Origin of the sequence: Streptomyces sp. NPDC058307, assembly GCF_042880295.1 — a bacterium.
Classification (GTDB): Bacteria; Actinomycetota; Actinomycetes; order Streptomycetales; family Streptomycetaceae; genus Streptomyces.
Genome location: NZ_JBHVYZ010000003.1, coordinates 76,045 through 92,280, shown reverse-complemented (window position 1 = coordinate 92,280; position 16,236 = coordinate 76,045). Strand labels below are relative to the sequence as shown.

Annotated in this window: 9 protein-coding genes; 8 read left to right on the top strand and 1 reads right to left on the bottom strand. The window is 68.1% G+C overall.

The window, feature by feature from the left end; translation table 11 throughout:
- The first annotated feature begins 321 nt into the window (after positions 1–321).
- Genes ACFVYN_RS03480 through ACFVYN_RS03465 form a run of 4 tightly spaced genes read left to right on the top strand, consistent with a single transcriptional unit; the run spans position 322 to position 6,690 of the window.
- Positions 322–1,092 (top strand): TnsA-like heteromeric transposase endonuclease subunit, encoded by a 771-nt coding sequence (locus ACFVYN_RS03480; protein ID WP_389991856.1) that lies wholly within the window; start codon positions 322–324, stop codon positions 1,090–1,092.
- Positions 1,089–3,479 carry a transposase gene (locus ACFVYN_RS03475; protein ID WP_389991854.1) on the top strand — a complete coding sequence of 797 codons (2,391 nt, stop codon included), beginning with the start codon at positions 1,089–1,091 and terminating at the stop codon, positions 3,477–3,479. Before ACFVYN_RS03480 ends, ACFVYN_RS03475 begins: the two co-directional genes overlap by 4 nt.
- Positions 3,476–4,726, top strand: coding sequence for an AAA family ATPase (locus ACFVYN_RS03470; RefSeq protein WP_389991851.1), 1,251 nt, complete (start codon positions 3,476–3,478; stop codon positions 4,724–4,726). Before ACFVYN_RS03475 ends, ACFVYN_RS03470 begins: the two co-directional genes overlap by 4 nt.
- 5 nt (positions 4,727–4,731) lie before the next feature.
- A complete protein-coding gene (locus ACFVYN_RS03465) occupies positions 4,732–6,690 on the top strand; it encodes a TniQ family protein (protein WP_389991849.1) in 1,959 nt (652 codons plus the stop codon).
- Positions 6,691–7,991: 1,301 nt separating this feature from the next.
- Here the strand turns inward: ACFVYN_RS03465 and ACFVYN_RS03460 are convergent.
- Positions 7,992–8,996: a LacI family DNA-binding transcriptional regulator gene (locus ACFVYN_RS03460; protein ID WP_389991846.1), complete on the bottom strand. Its 1,005-nt coding sequence runs from the start codon at positions 8,994–8,996 to the stop codon at positions 7,992–7,994.
- Positions 8,997–9,209: 213 nt separating this feature from the next.
- Here ACFVYN_RS03460 and ACFVYN_RS03455 point away from each other — a divergent pair, with 213 nt between their 5' ends.
- The 4 genes from ACFVYN_RS03455 to ACFVYN_RS03440 are packed head-to-tail and all read left to right on the top strand — an operon-like array spanning position 9,210 to position 16,225.
- Positions 9,210–10,517, top strand: coding sequence for an MFS transporter (locus ACFVYN_RS03455; RefSeq protein ID WP_389991844.1), 1,308 nt, complete (start codon positions 9,210–9,212; stop codon positions 10,515–10,517).
- Positions 10,514–11,290: an alpha/beta hydrolase gene (locus tag ACFVYN_RS03450; RefSeq protein WP_389991842.1), complete on the top strand. Its 777-nt coding sequence runs from the start codon at positions 10,514–10,516 to the stop codon at positions 11,288–11,290. The genes ACFVYN_RS03455 and ACFVYN_RS03450 overlap by 4 nt, the downstream gene beginning before the upstream one ends.
- On the top strand, positions 11,287–13,929 hold the full coding sequence (locus ACFVYN_RS03445) for a family 78 glycoside hydrolase catalytic domain (protein ID WP_389991840.1): 2,643 nt from the start codon (positions 11,287–11,289) through the stop codon (positions 13,927–13,929). Before ACFVYN_RS03450 ends, ACFVYN_RS03445 begins: the two co-directional genes overlap by 4 nt.
- 31 nt (positions 13,930–13,960) lie before the next feature.
- Positions 13,961–16,225, top strand: coding sequence for a glycoside hydrolase family 3 C-terminal domain-containing protein (locus ACFVYN_RS03440; protein WP_389991837.1), 2,265 nt, complete (start codon positions 13,961–13,963; stop codon positions 16,223–16,225).
- Positions 16,226–16,236: the final 11 nt, after the last annotated feature.

Genomic DNA, 16,236 nt, shown 5'->3' with positions numbered 1-16,236 from the left:
CGCTACTTCGTGCCGCGCCATCCCAGCTCAACACATCAGCTCACCTGTCGTCACGGAAGGGAAACGGGAAGACATTCACTCAATCGTGTGACTCTCGAAAAGAGTGGCTACCTCAGGTCGCGACGTACGCCGTACCGTCATGATGCTCTGAGCGCACGGATCATGGCGCGATGTCGGTGATGTCGGTCAGGGGAGTCGCAGCAGGTGAACTCGACGGATCCGAAGTACGGTTGGTCCTGCAGATCGTCGGGGCGCTCCTCCGATGCCGTGTGGTCCGACGCTTGCCGTCTTGAGGATCTTGCAGTTCTGGACGCCGTGTTCATGGACTACATGCAGTCGTTGGATCTTGATGAGAACTGGCCCCTGCGCTGGACCACGACGTGGAAGTTCGGTCGGGATCTTGTAACCGGCCCGGTGCGCGACCTGGACAAGGTAGACATCGGGCGGAGTGTTCCTGTGCGCCGCTTCACGTGGCGCACGGACCAGTTCCACCGGCCGGGGCTCGAGTACCTGATGGCGACAGATCGGCACCACGGCTTCGAGAGTCACGAAGAGGAACGGCTTCTGCTGATCGCGGACTTCGCCGCAGGCCTGGTAGAGGCCCTGTGTCAGCCGTTCCGGCTGCGGTTCCTCTCCGAAGGCAAGGTGATCCGCCACACCCCGGACTTCCTGCTGGTGACGGATTCCGGGCTCTTCCTGATCGACGTACGTCCGGCCGAGCGGATCAAACCGGAGGACGCGCTGAAGTTCGCTGCGGCGGCGGAGGCAGCACTGTCAGCTGGATGGCAGTACGGCGTCGTGGCGGGGTGGCGCCAGCATTTGTGGACGAACGTGGACGCGCTCTCCGCGGAGCGGCGGCCGCTGCCGGACGTGCTGGGAATTCAGGGCCAGTTACGGGATGCGGCAGCAGCGCACGGCTCTTTGCTTTTTGGCGAGTTGGTGGAGCGCTGCCGTGTTCCGGCGATCGCCCGGGCACATGCGATCCATCTGCTGTGGCACCGCCACCTGGGTGTGGATCTCTCAGGGCCGTTCGGGGACGGGAGCTTGGTTCGGCTGGCTCCGCAACTGCATCATCGGGAGCTGGCACGGTGAGCATCGCGGTAGAACCCATGTGGAACCTGGAGCCGGGCACCGAGCTGATCATCAGCGGCAGCGCGTGGCGGATCCGGTCCTCTCTGCCCCACCTCGGCCGGGTCACGCTGGTCGACGACGACGGCGAGACGTGGAAGACCTCGCTGAGCGAACTGATTCATCGCCGGGACTGCCGCCTCTCAACCCGGACCCGGACGGACCTGCCGGCGGCGGACCGGGGGCGACAGCCCAAGGCGATGGACGACCTGGAGGAGCACGAACACACGATCGTCACGCTCCGGATGGAGCACCTGCGGGAGGTCGAGACGGGCTTTCGCAGCGGTGCCCCGCTCGATGCGCTGCCGCATGAGCCACGGCCGCAGTACGACCCGAACAACACGACGCTGACCCAGCGCCGCCTCGCGAAAGTGGGAGAGTTACGGAAAGCCGCGGCTGAAGCCCCCGCGCAGGCGAAGGCGAACGGGCTGCACCGGGTGAGCCTACGCACACTGGTCCGCTGGGACACCGCGCGGGCGAAGTACGGTCCGGTCGGTGTCGCGGACGATCGGTGGCTGCGGGAAGCGACCGGGCACACGATCTGTCCCGAAGTGCGCGAGGCGTTGTTCGCCGTATACGCCGAGTCGTCGGATCGGCGCTCGAAGCTGACCATGCGGGACAAAGAGCGTCTCATCCACCAGTATGTCCGCGAGGTGTTCGACTCTGCAGATGCTGAGCCCGCTGACGGTCAAGCCACTGACGCTGATCCCGCTGACGTTCCGCGGGTGGAGATCCCCGGTTACGACACCCTGCGGGCCATCTGGAAGGAGTGGTTCGGCTCCAACGGGGCGCGGCAGCGCTACGCACGCTCGGCGGCAAAGGCGAAGCAGTACGCCACCGGCCGGCACATCGTGGTGCACCGGCCCGGCCAGGTGGTGGCGCTAGACAGCACCGTGCTGCCGGTGAAGGTGCTGGACAACGTGTTCGGCGACCCGGTGTCCGTGCATCTGACACTGGCCGTGGACGTCTACACACGCTCGATCGTTGCCTTCCGGCTCAGCCTCGTGTCCGACAGCTCGATCGATGTGGCGATGGTGCTGCGGGACATGATGATGCCGCTGCCCATGCGCCCGGACTGGGGCAAGGAGGTGGAGTGGGCCTACCCCGGTGTCCCCAACACGGTGGTCGCGGAGTTCGCCGGGTACGAGGTCGCGGGACTGCCGTTCTTCCCTCCCGAGACGGTCACCACCGATCACGGCGCCGTCTACCGCAACCACCACTTGGTCGAGGTGCAGCGGGTCATCAAGGCAAACATTAAACCCAGTCGTGTCCTACGGCCGACCGACAAGCACTCCGTGGAGCGGACGTTCGGCGCCATCAGGTCGCTGCTGTTCGCCCTCCTGCTCGGCTACCAGGGCACGGACGTCGCCGACCGGGGCGTGGACCCGGAAGCGGATGCCTGTCTGACCGTGACAGAGATGGAACACCTCATCGCGACCTGGGTTGTCGAGACCTGGCAGAACCGCCGGTTTGGCTCGTACGCCCCAAGCTGGGACCCCCGCGGCGACCACAGCCCCAACAGCCTGTTCGCGGCGGCGATGTCCCAGGGCGGCTTTGCCCTGCGGATTCCCCCGGCCGAGCTGTACTACGAGCTCCTGCCGCGGCACAAAGTCGCGATCCACGGCAGGCGCGGCGTGAAGATCAAGAACCTCTGGTACGACGGCGACGCCTTGGACCCGTACCGCGGGGAGCTCTCCCACCGCGGAGGTCGGCACAAGAACAAGTACGTCATCCACCGTGATCCACGCGATCCGTGCTTCGTGTTCTTCCAGGACCCGCGCACACACGAGTGGCACACACTTCGCTGGACGGGACTGCCCGAGGAAGGCGAGGTCCCGGCTTTCAGCGACGCCCGCGTCCGTGAGGCCATGCGGGAACTGCGCAGGAGGGGCCTTGCCCCGATGGCGGACACCGAACTCCTGCCAGTACTACTCGAGTTGATCGGCGGCACCATCCCGGTCGAGCAGTGGCCGACCCAACTCTCCAAAAGACAGCGCACCGAACACGCACGCGAAGTCGCCCAGGCGGCCGCAGCTGCCGCCGACCGCCCCGCAGGCGTGGTCAAGAAGGAGTCGCCGTCACGTCCCGCCGCCGTTCCCACAGCAGGAGCGGGATCCGATGACGCCAAGGTCGTGCCTATTCGTCCGAAGGAGCGTGCTCAGCAGGTTCACGACGCGGTGAACAGCGAACGCCGACGCCGCCGCGAGGCCTCCGTCTCCGACCGCCGGTCCCCACCGCCCGATCTGTCCGAACGGCTGCGCGCCAACAGTCTGTCGGCCCTGCTGCACGACTCCGACGATGACGACACCAACAACACGGCCGATGAGGTCGAGGAAGAGGCCCGCCAGTGACCTCCCAGCAGAACCCGTTGTCGTTCCTTCCCGGCCCGGCGGTGGACCGCACCACCTTCGAAGGCTGGAACCGGTGGTGCCAAACCCGCAAAGCCTTCGTCGCTGCCCCCATCCTCACGGCACAGGAGTACGGCCGCCTGACGAAGCGCCAGCGGCGCATCCACGATCTGCACCGCCTCGCGACGCACAGTTCCCTGCCCATTCAGGCCACCCCGATGAGTGAGAACGTCGCCAACGCGGTGCTGGCCCGCATCGACGACGGCGCCTACAGCCACAAGGCCGGAACTCGCGGCGGCATCATGGTCAACGGCGACGGCGCCCAGGGCAAAACCGAGACCGTGTGCGAGGCCCTGGCCTGCTTCCAGGAGGAATGGCTAGCCCTCAACAACTACGCCAACCCCGACGCCATGCCCGGCACCCGCGACCTGGTCGCTCCCGTCGCCTACGTACGCTGCCCGGTCAAAGCCACCCCCATCTCCACCTGCCAGCGGATCCTCGACTTCTACGGCGAAGACTACAAAGGCATGCGCCTGGAAGACCTCGTGCGCACAGTGAAGACCGCCGTCGTCGAGCACGCCACCAAAGCACTCGTGATCGACGACATCACCCGCCTCAAGCTCCACCGGGAGGCCGACCAGGACGTCCTTGACCTGATCCGCGAGATGATGAGCATGCCGGTCACACTCATCCTCGTCGGCGTCGGCATCCCCACCTCGGGCCTACTGCGCGAAGGCCTCCGCGACCCCAAGACCCAGCAGTGGATCTACCCACAGGTCAAGGACCGCGGCCGCAGCCCCAACCACCATGCTGCCAGCCAGCACGAACGCCGCTTTCAGGTCGTCGACCTCGACCCGTTCAGATACACCACACCCGCGGAGATGCAGGCCTGGAAGGACCATCTCCAGCGTCTGGAAGACGAGTTGCGGCTGCTGAACAGCACCGTCGGCATGCTTACCGACGGCGATATGCCCGAGTACTTGTTCAGCCGCACCAATGGCGTGGTCGGCATTCTGGAGAAGCTCATCCAGCACGGCTGCCGCCGCGCCATGGAGGACAAAAGCGAAGGCCTGACCAAGGACCTGCTCAACCAGTTCACCGTCACCCCCGGCGACATGCCCGACCTCGACGCCGAATCCGGCGAACAGCCCGATATCCCAATGCACACGCCAACGCCGAAGAGGAAGCCCAAAGGCCGCAACACCGTGTTCGACGACGACGGCCCGGAGGCCGCAGGGTCGGCGGGGTAAGCCGGATGGAAAGCCGGGCACTACCCCGAAGTCTGGCCCCGTTCCCCGAGGAATCGCTGCCCGGCTTCCTCCTCCGACTCGCTTACCGGCTGGAACGGTCGCCTGCCCGCATCGGTGCGTTGTGCGGGCTCAGCACCATGCACCGTCGTCTGCCCGCCGACTATCTGATTGCCTTGCCCCCGCAGCCTGCCAAGGCGCTCGCCAAGGCCGCGCGGCTCTCCTCCCCCGAAGCACAGTCACTCACGCTCGCCGGATCGGGTCTCACCTCCACATACGCGCCACTCGTCACGACCCGTCTGGATCAGGGCCGCAACCATGCGGCCGCGCGACGGCGTTGGGCCATCAACCTGTCCAGCCGCTTCTGCCCCCAGTGTCTGGCGGGCGATGGCACTCCCGTACAAGACACGTTCGGCAGCGCCTGGAAACTCCGCTGGCACCTTCCCGTTGTATTCGCCTGCGCCCAGCACTCGATGCTGCTGTCCAGCGCCTGCCCGCAGTGCGACAACCTGCCCAATCGTCCCCCCGGAACCGAACGCTCCGGTCTGCTCATGCAGCGTGCGGCAGTCGGGCTCCATCCCGCACAGTGCCGTCACCCATTGCTGGGCACGCGCTCGACAGCGGCCGAGACCCGCTGTTGCGGAGCCCGACTCGATCAGTCACGCGGCAGCCAACCGATGATGACTCACGCCGACCTGGATCGCGTTCTCACCCTGCAACTCCACATTGACCAGCACCTGTTTGCCACGCCTTCCCCGCCCGCAAAGAAGGATCCCTACTTCTTCCTCGATCTGGTCGCCCTGGCTCATCTGATCAAATTCAGTTGGCCGCTAGGAGCATCTTTGGTCCGTTCCGCGCATCTCGCCTCTCTGATCGACAGCCATGCCACGGCGATCGCCCAGCGGCTGGATAGGCCGCTCGGCTCCGGGCCCGGCCCTCGACAGTCCAGCCCTTGGCCTGCCCCGGACAACCCCGCCCAGTGCGCAGCCTTGCTGGCCGCAGCCGGCGAGCTTCTCAGTCACCGTGATGAAGGCGATGCAGAGTTCCGGGACCGGGTTCAACCACTGGCGCGCACGGCCTTCGAACGGCTCCCCTCGAACCAGGCCGCAGGGTTCCGGCGGATGGACTTCTCACCAGTTCTCGCCCGTGCATTAGCTCGCAAGATCAACGGTTTCTACCACGCGGGCGGTCATCGTGGCTCCAAGCTCCGTACACCGTCACGGAAGTGCCTCTTCGGCATCGAGCACGTTCCGGCGCTACTACCCACAACATGGTCGGACGGCCACTTCGCCGAGCTTCGAGAACGCTTGGGAGCCATCACAGACTGGAACACCCGCCATCTGCGCCGGGCCACCTCGCTGAAACTCGTCGAGATGGTCGCAGGCGGCACATGGTCCGAGTGTGCTGAGGCTCTCGGCACACCCTTGACCACAGCACAGCAGAGCCTCAGAATCCTCAAGCGAGTACTGGGCACCACGGAATCATGGGCGGAATTCGACCGAGCAGTTGAGCGAATCGCCTACGCTCTGGACTCTGATACCAATCGCATCGACTACGCTAACCGGCGCCGCGCTTTGTCACCCTGGCGCCTGTCGGATGCCGCCTGGACTGAACTCCGCGATGGGTTCGAGACGTTCAGAGGCGGACCGACGTCACCGAGTCCGACAGCCGCGACCGCACTTCTCTGGGCCCACGTCACTCAAGGCGACTACCTGCACAGCCCTGTTCTCCATGCGCTGCGGGACTCCGGAAGTGACACCACGCCCGTGGTCGCCAGCGTGAACCAGATCCTCCGAGCCGCTTGCCGGAGGCAAGGTGAAAAAGCCCTTTTGGCCGACCGGCTTGAGCACTACGCCGGCCGTCTGGCACGCGCGTGCGACCATGCGCACGGTAGCCAACTCGTTACAGGTTCTCTCATTGCTAAACGGGACTGTACGGCCAACGGTGGATCTTCGGGCAGAAAGTGACACCTGATGAAAGACGTGACCATCTCCGTCGAGGCCGTGGAGGAGGTGCAGCCCGTGGGGCTGCGGCCGCCCTGGATGACCAGTTCAACAACCAGCCGTCACCGTCCGGCAGTGATACCCGTGCACCTTCGCCGTCAGCGTCCCGCACGCGGGACACGCTACCGCCACATCCCGAGTGCGAGCCGTGACCACCACCGTGATGGCAAGGGAGTTGACATCCAGCACGAGATCATGATCAAGGAGGGCTACCCCGCGTCATCACCGACTACGGGCCAGAGCCTGATTCATGACACTCCCCCCGGGGAGGATGCGCCCGCTGCGCGGACCGGACGCCACCGATGAGGAGCGACGCCCGGCAACGGGCGGTCAGGTCAGGGGCGGCCGAGGGGATGGTCGGGGCCCTGTCCGACGAGGTCGCCGAGGGCTTGGTCTCCGCCTCGGAGGCGGCGGTCGCGCTGGCTGGTGCCGAACGGGCCGTAGGGGTAGTCGCCGGGTGTGGGGGTGCTGACCTGGTCGAGTGCGATGGTGGCTTCGTCGTCGAGGGTGAGGTCGGCGGCGGTGTTCCGCTTGGTTCATCTGCTACACCACGTGGCGGGACACGACCGTGGAGATCGTGTAGTTCGCGGACCCGAATGCCTGGTCGGTGTGCTGGTTGAAGGCCTGCAGGATGTTCTGGTAGGCGGTGGTCGTCTCGGGTGGATCTGGTTCGTCTGCGGTCGGTGCGAGTTCGGCGATGACTTCCGGCTGGTGGCCAGGTCCGCGAGGCGTGGTTCGGTCTCGGTGAGGGTGGCGGTGAGGTGCTCGATCTGCCGAGCATGGCCTGGTGGGCACCGCCGTCCTTTTAGGCGGCAGTCCCACAGGATCTTCCAGGCAGATCGATCGTCGACGCAGGCGTGCTCCGCTCTGGGAACTCGTCGGCGTCGCGAAACCGTGCAGTGGGGGTATCCACTCGTCGAGCGGCCGGCCCGTTTCGAACACGGCTGCCGTCAAAGCGAGACAGGGCTAGGGCATGGTTAGGACGCAGTATGGCGGCATGCTGCAGCAAACGGCGCCAGGCCAGCTGCGGCACTCATGAGACGCCCGATGTCCTGGACCATGGGCTCTGTCCCCGGCCGAGCGGCGTAGTCCGCACTTCGTCTTGCACGCGGGCGATCGGGGCCGCCTCGTGTGCCCAGGGGAAGTGACTGGCACAGTTGCCGGACGTCCGTCGCCGCGTCCAGCCTTCTCACGCATCGCCGAGGATTCCCGGCCTCGTCGACGTACTGTAATCCGTGTTGCGGCTGCTCCGGCGGAAGCCCAGGTCAGGCCGATCCCCGGGTATGGACTCGAAGCGGGTCCTGGATGGGGTGCGCGGGTGTCTGCTTCCGGTCGAGGGCGTCGACGACGCGGCGGGCCAGGCCGCGCGCGATGGCGTCGATGTCGCGGACGACCGTGGTGAGCGGCGGCTGGGCCGTTGCCGCGCCGGGGATGTCGTCGACGCCGATCACGGCGAGGTCGTGCGGGGCGCGCAGCCCAAGGGACTGCATGGCGACCAGCACCGCAAGAGCGACGTCGTCGTTGAAAGCGCAGATGCCCGTCACGGGGGGCTCGGCGGCCAGCCATGCCTTCACCCCCTCCGCGGCACCCTCTGGACCCAGAGGGATGATGCGAACGTCCGGCTCCGGCAGTCCGAGTTCGATACAGGCCTTGCGGACCCCCTCCAGACGCGGCTGGGCGAGCACGCCGAGTCCTGCCAGATCGGGGTAGGCGTAGCCGAGCCGGCGGTGTGAGTTGGCCAGGTAGCGGGCCTGTGCTGCGCCGATCGGCTCCTCGGACACCAAGGGAGGCCGGGTTCCCGCGTGCGCCGAGCCGTGCACCGCCATGACGACCTCCGTGCCTGCCGCACGCATCGCGTCTGCCTCGGACTCAGGGAAGTCGTGCAGGGCCAGCACTGCCGCGGGCGTCACGCTCTTCCAGATCTCCCGCAGGGGCCGGGTCGGCTGAGCCGAGGAGTGCACGAGGAAGGTCAGCTCGTGCTCGGCGAAGGCGTTGGTCAGTTGCTGAATGAGTCGCCCGAGGACATGCTGGATCGGCCAGTGGGGCAGCAGGCCGAGCACGATGTCCGAGCGTCCCGTCCGCAGGGTGCGCGCCGCAGCCGACGGTGCGTAGCCGAGCCGGGTGGCCGCGTCCCACACCCGACGGCGCGTCGCCTCGGGAATCTTCTGGTTCGGGTTGTCATTCAGGACGTAACTCACCGTCGCACGCGAGACGCCCGCTTCCCGCGCCACATCTCCGCTGGTCGCCCTTCTGCCGTTGGACTCGGCCATGCACCCCACCCTCTGAAAAAGGACCCCTTGCCAAAGCCCATGGCTGCGGTTAGCTTACCCGGACAGTCTACCTACACGTTTAAGTGGCGCGAGTAAGTAACGCCGTGGGCAAGAGTCCGACCGACTCCGTCCCAGGCGCCGCCTCATCAGGCCCCCACCCGCTCAGGCCCGGCCCCCACCCTCCCCCTCCTTGGTACTCAACGAAGAGGACCCATGCCTGACCTGACCACCACCACGAAAAGCCCCTGGAAGACCGCGATCCTCGCCGGCATGGCCTCCTACCTGGACGCTGCGGCCCTCGTGACGTCGGGAATCGCCATCGGCGGCTACTACGCAGCCCCGCTCCAGCTCAGCGCCGGGACCATCGGATCACTGCTGGGGCTGCAGACCCTGGCGTTCGCGGCCGGTGCGCTGTTCGGTGGTTGCCTCGGCGACCGGTTCGGCCGCCGGAAGATCTTCACCCTCTCCCTCCTGCTCTACGCGGTCGGTGCCCTGCTGCTCCTCGTGGCAGCGGGTCCCGCTCTGCTGTACGCCGGTGTCGTCGCCACCGGCGTTGCCATCGGCGCGGACCTGCCCGTCTCACTCGCACTCGCCAACGAGGAGGCACCGGCCGGCAAGAAGGGCACCATGGTGGTGTTCTCCGGGATGCTGTGGCTCGCCGGCATCGTGTCCGTGCTGGTGCTCAGTTCCTTCATGGGAGTGCAGGGCATACTCGGCGGCCGGGTGCTGTTCGCCCACCTGCTGGTCGTCGCGGTCATCGTGCTGCTCCTGCGCCTGACTCTCAGCGAGTCGACGGAATGGGCAGCCGCGCGCCGGGCCGCCGACGCGGTCACGACCGAGGACTCCAAGGCCATCCAGTTCAGCCGTGTCAGGGACCTCTTCCGAGCGCCGACCGGCTATGCCCTGCTCGCGACCGGCCTCTATTCCGCCATGTGGGGCCTCGGCAGCAACACGCTCGGCCAGTTCGGCACCTTCCTGTGGACCGCTCTCGCCAAGGGAGAGGTCGCGCAGTACTCCCAGTTGACGCTCCTCGGACTGCCGGTGGGCTTCCTCGCGGGCCTGGTGTTCATGCGGGTGATCGACCGGCCGGCCAGGCACGCCTGGTTCGCCGCGGGATCGGCCCTGCTGGTCATCGCCTGGGCTCTGCCCGCACTCCTCGGACCGAACAAGTTCACCCTGGTCGCCGTGATGCTCATCTCCGGCCTCGGCAACGCCTTCGCCGGCGACTCGATCTACAGGGTCTGGTCCCAAGAGCTCTTCCCCACCCTGCTGAGGGCCACCGCCAGCGGCGTGACGATGGCCTTCACCCGGGCCATCGCCGGACTGGTCGCGCTGGGCACTCCCGCCTTCGCCTTGGGCCACACCCGGCTGTTCTTCGGCATGCTCTTCGGCTTCATGGTGATCTCGGCGGTCATCGGCCTGGTCTGGGTGCCGCAACTGCCCAAAGCCCCCCGGCCCGCGGAGCCCGCCGACCTGGTGAACCATCCCGCCCCGGAGACGACCGCAATGGCCACACAGTGATCTGCAACCACGACATCCGGCACAACGGCCTGACGCTGCGCTCCACACTGCACATCCCCGATTGGCCGGCCGGAACCCGCCATCCGACCGCGGTGTTCGTCCACGGCTTCGCCTCCAACCGGCTCGAACTGCCGAACTTCGTCGCCATGTCCCGGCTGCTGGAGTCCCACGGAATCGCCTCGGTCCGGTTCGACCTGTCGGGCCATGGCGAGAGCGACGGCGACTTCTTCGACGTGACCATCACCGGCGAAATCGCCGAAACCCGCGCGGTACTGCAGACAGTCCGGACCTTCGACTTCGTCGACCCCGACCGTATCGGCCTGGTCGGTATGAGCATGGGGGGTGTGGTCGCCGGCATCGTGGCCGCCGAGGAGCCGGGGATCGGCGCGCTGTGCCTGTGGTCCCCGGCCGCCGTCGCGCCCTTCGAGATCGGCAGCGGCTACTTCAAGGGCCGCCGCATCGCACCGGAACTCGAGGAGAAGGGCTATATCGACGCCGACGGGCACCGAATGAGCCCAGCTCTTGTCGATGACATCGCGAGCCTCGACGTCTATGGCCGTTCCAGCGCGTACGCGGGCCCGGTCCACATCCTGCACGGCGACAAGGACGACATCGCTCCCCACGAATTCGTGCGCCGCTACCTGGACCACTACGACGGCAACGCACATCTGGAGATCGTCGAAGGCGCGGACCACGCGTGGGGAACCGTGCCGCACCGAACCGCGCTGCACCAGTCCACGCTGCGATTCCTTCGGAGGCACCTCCAGCGATGAAGACATCCGACTTCGCGGCACTCCGCACGACGGACACCACGACGACGGTCATCGATCTGCGTACCGCGGACGACTCCGGTCTCGTGGCCACCCCGTATCCCGAACCCCGCCTGTCCTGGTCGCTGGCTAGTGACAGGCCGGGCGTCCTGCAGCACGCCTACGAGATTCAGGTGTCGAGCGACCGCTCCTTCAGCGACCCGACATCCAGCGAAAAGATCGAGTCCGACGTGGTGACCGACCATCCCTGGCCGGGCACAGCGCTGCGCAGCCGCGAGATCCGTTACTGGCGCGTCCGTGTCAGCACAGACCTCGGGTGGACGGCGTGGAGCGGGCCCGCCCGTGTGGAAGCCGCGCTGCTCGACGACATGCACTGGACGGCGCAGCCCGTCCATGTGCCCAGTGACCGGGGCCGCACCTCCCCCGGCCCCGTGCCGCTGCTCCGCCGGGACTTCGACCTCCCGGCGGAGCCGGCATCGGCGCGACTGTACGTGACCTCACTGGGCGTCCACCGCACCACCGTCAACGGCCGGCCCGTCTCCGACGAACTGCTGGAACCGGGCTGGACGAGCTATCCCAACCGGCTGCTCTACGCCACCTACGATGTCACCGACCTGCTCGTCCCCGGCCGCAACGCCCTTGCCGCCGCGGTCGGTGACGGCTGGTACCGCGGCCATCTCACCTGGCACAAGAACCGCAACGTCTACGGCGACACAGCGGCACTGCTCGCCCAGCTCGAAGTCACCCTGACCGACGGCACCACCGTCACCGTCGCCACCGACGACCAATGGCGGGGCGGTTACGGCGACCTGCTGGCGGCGGACCTGTACGACGGCTGCGAGCGCGACCTCCGCCAGGAGCCCCATGGCTGGCAACTGCCAGGCTTCGACGACCACGACTGGGAGCAGGTCGCCACACTCCCGCTGCCCGCCGGGCTGGCACAGCGCGCCCATCCACCTGTTCGCGTCGTACAAGTCATCCAGCCCGAGCAACGGACATTGCCCGACGGCACGATCGCCCTCGACGCGGGCGAGAACATCACCGGCTGGCTCAGGATCCGCGCCGCCGGCCCGACAGGAGGTACAGTGACCCTCCGCCATGCCGAGGTCCTTGACGGGGACGGCCGTCTGCTGACCAGCATCCTGCGCGGCGCACGCGCCACCGACCAGTACACGCTGGCAGGCGGCAGCGTCGAGCTGGAGCCGGAGTTCACTTTCCACGGCTTCCGGTACGCCGAGATCGACGCCTCCCCCGGTGTGACCATCGAGGCGGTCGAAGTCGTCGTCGTGGCCAGCGACCTGCGCCGCATCGGCGACTTCCGCTGCTCCGACGAACGCGTCAACACGCTGTACTCCAACGTCGTCCGCTCCCAGCGCGGCAACTTCCTCGCCGTGCCCACGGACTGTCCGCAACGCGACGAACGCCTCGGCTGGACCGGCGACATCATGGCCTTCGCCCCGACGGCATGCGCCACGTTCGACAGCGGCGCCTTCCTCGACAGCTGGCTCACCGACCTGCGCATCGAGCAGCGGGACGACGGCGCGGTCCCCCTGGTGATCCCCGACGTCCCCCTCGGCGAACTGCCCCCGACCGAACTGCCGAAGGCCGGCGGCTCCGCGGGCTGGGGCGACGCCGCCACCGTCGTACCGGCCGCCCTCTTCGACGCCTACGGCAGGCGCAGCCTGCTGGGGCGCCATTACGCGGCGATGCACGCGTGGGTCGAGTTCACCGTCGACCATCTCGACGAGGACGGGACCTGGAGCGGCAACGCCCAGCTCGGTGACTGGCTCGACCCGGCCGCGCCACCGGAGGACCCGGCGCGTGCCACCACCGACTCCGCCTACGTGGCTACCGCCTTCGTCGCGCACAGCGCCCACCTGCTCGCCGAAGCGGCCCGGGAACTGGGACATGCCGACGACGCGGAACGCTACGCGGGCCTGCACCGGCGCACCGCCGAGGCCGCCTGGCACAAGTGGGGCGACCACGCCCGCACCACCCAGACCGGATGCGCCCTCGCCCTCGAGTTCGGCATCGCACCCGCCGCCGAGCGCGCCCCAGTGGGCGAGACCCTCGCGGCCCTGGTACGCGCCCGCGACGGACGCATCGCCACCGGCTTCCTCGGCACACCGTTCGTGCTGCCCGCCCTCACCAGCACCGGACACGTAGCCGAGGCGTATCAACTCCTGCTCAACATCGAGTGTCCGGGCTGGCTCTACCAGGTCGAACGCGGCGCCACCACCATGTGGGAGCGGTGGGACGCCATCCGTCCCGACGGCACCATCGACGTCGAGAACGCCGGCATGATGCTGTCCTTCAACCACTACGCTTACGGTGCCGTCGCCGCGTGGCTCTACCGGTCCGTCGCCGGACTGCGGCCTACCGCCCCCGGCTACCGCACCCTCGAGATCGCTCCCCGCCCCGGCGGCACGCTCACGTCCGCCAGCACGTCGATCAGCACGCCGTACGGCACGGCGTCCGTCGCCTGGACGATCAGCGGCACCACCCTCACGGTGGACGCCGTACTGCCACCCGGCACCACCGGACGCTTCCTCCCGCCCGAGGGCTGGCACTCCACACAGTCCATTCGCCTGCTCGGGTCAGGAAGCCACCGCCTGGTCCTGCGCCCCCGCACCAGGCCCTGAACCCCCTCTCTCTCTCCCAAGGACTTCGCACATGGCGACCAGCCACCACCACGGCGCAGCCGAGCTGAGCCTCGATGAGAAGACCGCACTGCTCTCAGGCCGGGACATGTGGACGACCAAGCCCGCCGAAGGGGCAGGAATTCCCGCACTTGTGCTGAGCGACGGACCGCACGGCGTCCGGCGCCAGCGCATGGATTCCGGTCTCGGCCTCTACGACAGTCATCCGGCAACCTGTTTCCCGCCCGCGGTCGCGCTGGCCTCCAGCTGGGATCCGGAACTGGTCGGCCGGGTGGGAGAGGCCCTCGGCCGCGAAGCCAGGGCACTCGGTGTGGACGTACTGCTGGGGCCCGGCGTCAACATCAAGCGCTCCCCGCTGTGCGGCCGCAACTTCGAGTACCTGTCCGAGGACCCCTTGCTGAGCGGTGTCCTGGGTGCGGCGCACGTGGCCGGAGTGCAGAGCCGGGGCGTGGGCTCCTCGGTCAAGCACTTCGCCGCCAACAACCAGGAGAGCGACCGGATGCGGGTCAGCGCCGACGTCGACGAGCGCACCCTGCGCGAGATCTACCTCCCGGCATTCGAGCGGATCGTGACCCAGGCCCGCCCCGCGACGGTCATGTGCGCCTACAACAAGGTCAACGGCACCTACGCCGCCGAGAACCGGTGGCTGCTCACCCAGGTGCTCCGCGAGGAATGGGGCTTCGACGGGCTGGTCGTCTCCGACTGGGGCGCCGTCAACAACCGCGTCGCCGCGCTGCTCGCCGGCACCGACCTGGAAATGCCCGGCACTCACCGCCGCACCGACGCCGAGGTCGCCGACGCGGTCCGCTCCGGCGCGCTGGACGAGGCCGTCGTCGACACCGCCCTCGCCCGGCTGCGCGGCCTGGCCGAGCGGGTCCGCGCGCAGGCAGACCCCGTGGCGGTGGACTTCGACGCGCACCACCGGCTGGCACGTGAGGCAGCCGCCGACTGTCTGGTGCTGCTGAAGAACCACCACCAAGCCCTGCCGCTCGCTCCCAACGGCCGCATCGCCGTCATCGGCGAGTTCGCCACGAACCCGCGCTACCAGGGCGGCGGCAGCTCCCACGTCAACGCCACCCGCGTCGAGAGCCCCTTGGAGGAGTTGCGTGTCCTGCTGCCCGAGGCCCAGGTCGAGTTCGCGCAGGGGTATGACACCGCCGGGTCCGCGGACGCCGGGGTGCTCCGTGAGGAGGCCGTCGCTCTCGCGGGTCAGGCTGGGACCGCCGTACTGGTGATCGGCCTGCGCGAGGCCGACGAGTCCGAGGGCTTCGATCGCGAGCACGTTCAACTTCCAGCCGACCAGGTGGAGTTGATCCGATCCGTGGCCCAGGCGGCCCGGCGTACGGTCGTCGTGCTTCTCAACGGTGGCGTGGTGAGCCTGGAGGGCTGGCACGACGACGTGGACGCGGTGGTGGAGGCGTGGCTGCCCGGCCAGGCGGGCGGTGGTGCGATCGCGGACGTGCTGACCGGCCGGGTCGACCCGTCGGGGCGGCTCCCCGAAACCATGCCGTTCCGGCTGGCCGACACTCCGTCCTTCCTGAACTTCCCCGGCGAGCAGGGCCACGTCCGCTACGGCGAGGGTGTCATGGTCGGCTACCGCTACTACGAGACCGCCGACGTCGCCGTCCGCTACCCCTTCGGCCACGGCCTGAGCTACACCTCCTTCAAGCAGAGCGGCTTTCAGGTCACGCCCACCGGCCCGGACACCGCCACGGTCAGCGTCACGGTCACCAACACCGGCGAGCGCTCCGGAAAGCACGTGGTGCAGGTCTACGTTGCCGCACCCGAGCGCCCGGTCAGCAGCCCGGCCCGGGAACTGCGCGGTTTCACCAAGGTGGCGCTCGCACCGGGCGAGACCACCACGGTCGAGATCGACCTCGACCGCCGTGCCTTCGCCTACTGGGACATCACCCGCGGCGACTGGACCGTCGCCGCCGGACAGTACCGGGTGCAGCTCGCCGACAACGCACACGCCGTCGTCGCCACCGCCACCCTCGACCTGGCGGGTGACCACCTGGTGCGGCCGCTCACCCTCGACTCCACCGTCAGCGAGTGGTTCGGCCACCCGACCGTCGGCCCTGCCCTGAGGGCGGCGATGATGTCCGGACCGGCCGAGGAGCAGTCCGGCGCCGCAGAGGAGGACGCCGACGCGCTGGTCCTGCTGTCGTCCATGGCGATGCGTCAGTTCGCCGGGTTCCTGCCCCGGCCGATGCCGGACGAGGCGCTGGAACGGCTGATGAGGATGAGCGAGGCGGACCTGGACCCTGCCGCCGGCTGACCCCTGTGCCG

Bases quoted from the DNA above. Each gene is read 5' to 3' on its own strand.
- ACFVYN_RS03465 (WP_389991849.1), top strand. From the start codon at position 4,732: ATGGAAAGCCGGGCACTACCCCGAAGTCTGGCCCCGTTCCCCGAGGAA.
- ACFVYN_RS03455 (WP_389991844.1), top strand. From the start codon at position 9,210: ATGCCTGACCTGACCACCACCACGAAAAGCCCCTGGAAGACCGCGATC.
- ACFVYN_RS03440 (WP_389991837.1), top strand. From the start codon at position 13,961: ATGGCGACCAGCCACCACCACGGCGCAGCCGAGCTGAGCCTCGATGAG.
- ACFVYN_RS03460 (WP_389991846.1), bottom strand. From the start codon at position 8,996: ATGGCCGAGTCCAACGGCAGAAGGGCGACCAGCGGAGATGTGGCGCGG.
- ACFVYN_RS03480 (WP_389991856.1), top strand. From the start codon at position 322: ATGGACTACATGCAGTCGTTGGATCTTGATGAGAACTGGCCCCTGCGC.
- ACFVYN_RS03445 (WP_389991840.1), top strand. From the start codon at position 11,287: ATGAAGACATCCGACTTCGCGGCACTCCGCACGACGGACACCACGACG.